The 3,421-nt window shown below is 54.0% G+C and carries 3 protein-coding genes; 1 reads left to right on the forward strand and 2 read right to left on the reverse strand.

Translation table 11 applies throughout. The features are described from left to right. Window positions 1-2: 2 nt before the first annotated feature. Window positions 3-1,736, forward strand: a complete 1,734-nt coding sequence (gene adeD / locus QZF50_RS23080) for an adenine deaminase (RefSeq protein ID WP_071686005.1) — start codon at window positions 3-5, stop codon at window positions 1,734-1,736. A gap of 44 nt (window positions 1,737-1,780) precedes the next feature. Here the strand turns inward: adeD and uhpT are convergent, their stop codons facing one another. Then, a complete protein-coding gene (uhpT, locus tag QZF50_RS23085; protein ID WP_000879194.1) occupies window positions 1,781-3,172 on the reverse strand; it encodes a hexose-6-phosphate:phosphate antiporter in 1,392 nt (463 codons plus the stop codon). A gap of 137 nt (window positions 3,173-3,309) precedes the next feature. Next, on the reverse strand, window positions 3,310-3,421 hold a 112-nt coding region (locus tag QZF50_RS23090), incomplete at its 5' end, for a hypothetical protein (protein WP_290389021.1).

Raw genomic sequence — 3,421 nt, forward strand, 5'->3', positions numbered from 1 at the left:
ACATTAGCCGGGCTGAATACCAGGAATTGTTAGCCGTTTCCCGTGGCGACGCTGTTGCCGATTATATTATTGATAATGTCTCTATTCTCGACCTGATCAATGGCGGAGAAATTTCCGGCCCAATTGTGATTAAAGGACGTTACATTGCCGGTGTTGGCGCAGAATACGCTGATGCTCCGGCTTTGCAGCGGATTGATGCTCGCGGCGCAACGGCGGTGCCAGGGTTTATTGATGCTCACCTGCATATTGAATCCAGCATGATGACGCCGGTCACTTTTGAAACCGCTACCCTGCCGCGCGGCCTGACGACCGTTATTTGCGACCCTCATGAAATCGTCAACGTGATGGGAGAAGCCGGATTCGCCTGGTTTGCCCGCTGTGCCGAACAGGCAAGGCAAAACCAGTACTTACAGGTCAGCTCTTGCGTACCCGCCCTGGAAGGCTGCGATGTTAACGGTGCCAGTTTTACCCTTGAACAGATGCTCGCCTGGCGGGACCATCCGCAGGTTACCGGCCTTGCAGAAATGATGGACTACCCTGGCGTAATTAGCGGGCAGAATGCGCTGCTCGATAAACTGGATGCATTTCGCCACCTGACGCTGGACGGTCACTGCCCGGGTTTGGGTGGTAAAGAACTTAACGCCTATATTACTGCGGGTATTGAAAACTGCCACGAAAGTTATCAGCTGGAAGAAGGACGCCGGAAATTACAACTCGGCATGTCGTTGATGATCCGCGAAGGGTCCGCTGCCCGCAATCTCAACGCGCTGGCACCGTTGATCAACGAATTTAACAGCCCGCAATGCATGCTCTGTACCGATGACCGTAACCCGTGGGAGATCGCCCATGAAGGACACATCGATGCCTTAATTCGCCGCCTGATCGAACAACACAATGTGCCGCTGCATGTGGCATATCGCGTCGCCAGCTGGTCGACGGCGCGCCACTTTGGTCTGAATCACCTCGGCTTACTGGCACCCGGCAAGCAGGCCGATATCGTCCTGTTGAGCGATGCGCGTAAGGTCACGGTGCAGCAGGTACTGGTGAAAGGCGAGCCGATTGATGCGCAAACCTTACAGGCGGAAGAGTCGGCGAGACTGGCACAATCCGCTCCGCCATATGGCAACACCATTGCCCGCCAGCCAGTTTCCGCCAGCGACTTTGCCCTGCAATTTACGCCCGGAAAACGCTATCGGGTCATTGACGTCATCCATAACGAATTGATTACGCACTCCCACTCCAGCGTCTACAGCGAAAATGGTTTTGATCGCGATGATGTGAGCTTTATTGCCGTACTTGAGCGTTACGGGCAACGGCTGGCTCCGGCTTGTGGTTTGCTTGGCGGCTTTGGACTGAATGAAGGTGCGCTGGCTGCGACGGTCAGCCATGACAGCCATAATATTGTGGTGATCGGTCGCAGTGCCGAAGAGATGGCGCTGGCGGTCAATCAGGTGATTCAGGATGGCGGCGGGCTGTGCGTGGTACGTAACGGCCAGGTCCAAAGTCATCTGCCGTTGCCCATTGCCGGCCTGATGAGCACCGACACGGCGCAGTCGCTGGCGGAACAAATTGACGCCTTGAAAGCCGCCGCCCGTGAATGCGGTCCGTTACCCGATGAGCCGTTTATTCAGATGGCGTTTCTTTCTCTGCCAGTGATCCCCGCGCTAAAACTAACCAGTCAGGGGCTATTTGATGGCGAGAAGTTTGCCTTCACTACGCTGGAAGTCACGGAATAATAAAAAAGCCCGGCGTCATGCCGGGCAAAAGTCACCAGTTACGTTTATGCCACTGTCAACTGCTGAATTTTTTTCTCGCGGCGGATTTTGCGTTCTTCCATCACCGCCACTATCGCCATCAGGCAGATACAACCAATCGCGGCGATATCAAGTGCGGCGAAGGTGCCTGCCCAGCCGGTAAGGCCGAATACCGGCGTCCCATCGGCAATCATTCCCAGACCTAACTTGGCAAAGCTGTCACCAATCAGGTAAGCAAAGGTGCCTTTAATACCATCGGCAGCGCCAATCGCTTTTTTAGGTACAAAGCCAACAGCAGCCACACCAATCAACAATTGCGGGCCAAAGACCAGGAAACCCAACGCAAAGAGAGAAGCCAGATAGATATATTCGTTGCTGGCATGTTGATACACACCGAGCGTGGCGATAATCAGCGCCAGCGCGATGCAGGCCACCAGGCCACGGCGACCGTTCGCCAGGTCAGAGAGCCAGCCCCACAGCAGCGTACCGACCAGCGCACCAGCTTCAAACAGCGTAAAGCCCTGAATCGCCACCGCTTTAGAGAGTTTCAGTTCCTGGAACGCGTATACGGTTGACCACTGGTCGATACCAATACGTACCACATAGAGGAAAATGTTGGCGAAGCACAGCAGCCAGATCACTTTGTTTTTCAGCACATACTCAACAAAGATCTGCCACTTGGTCATATCGGTAGATTCTGTCTCTTTGTCCTCTTCGCTGATCTCCTCGCCGAACAGTTCTTCAGCTTTGCCGAGGCCATAAGATTCCGGGGAGTCGCTGCCGTAACGCAGGCCGATAAAACCGACAATCAGCGCGATAATCGACGGGAAGATAAACATGCCGATGACATGGCCATCGAACAGGTAATTTGCCCCGAACAGCGCCACACCTGCTGCGCCTGCACCGCCAAGGTTGTGAGAAATATTCCAGAAACCGAGGAATGTCCCGCGTTTACGACGCGGCGTCCATTTGGTGATGGTGGAGTAACTGCACGAACCGCCGGTACTCTGGAAAAAGCCGCTTAAGGCGTAGAAGGCAATCATCAGGAACAGGCTAACCGAGCCGCTGCCCATACTGGCACTGAAGCCCAGCATACAAATGGCAGACAGGATCAGCATGAACGGCAGGAATTGTTTGGTGTTTTTGCCGTCGGCGTAGTAGGAAACCAGCGTTTTACCCACGCCATAAGTGATGGAGAAACCCAGGCCGATCATCCCCAGCTGCGTCATGCTCAACCCGTAGGTCGAGATCATGTCGTTCTGCGCGATGTTAAAGTTCTTGCGAATCAGGTACATCGTCAGGTAGCCGATAAAGACCACCAGGTAGGATTGCATGAACGGTTTGAACCACATTTTGCGCCGCACTTCGAGCGGAAGGTCCAGGGTCGGCTTGCGAACCTGGTTTAAGAAAGCCAGCATGGGTTACTCCTGAAATGAATACCTGCGTGAGGCATGCATTGTAAAAATCAGCAGCAAATCAGGCCTGAGATAGCGTCCAGGCAAAACCTGGAAAATTTCTTAGTTTTGCCGGATATGAAGTGAAAAGGTGAGATGCATCACGCTTCGCGCGGTGCCTGGGCGTTCAAAAAGGGCAGTAACAGCAGTGCGGAAATCCCGGCGGCGATAGAGATAACCACAAAAAATCCGCTCCAGTGCCAGGTATCGAGT

Origin of the sequence: uncultured Escherichia sp. (assembly GCF_948475835.1) — a bacterium.
In the GTDB taxonomy this organism is placed as follows: Bacteria; Pseudomonadota; Gammaproteobacteria; order Enterobacterales; family Enterobacteriaceae; genus ECMA0423.

What these genes read in the sequence shown, in the direction of transcription:
- uhpT (WP_000879194.1), bottom strand. Translation starts at nt 3,172, where the DNA reads ATGCTGGCTTTCTTAAACCAGGTTCGCAAGCCGACCCTGGACCTTCCG.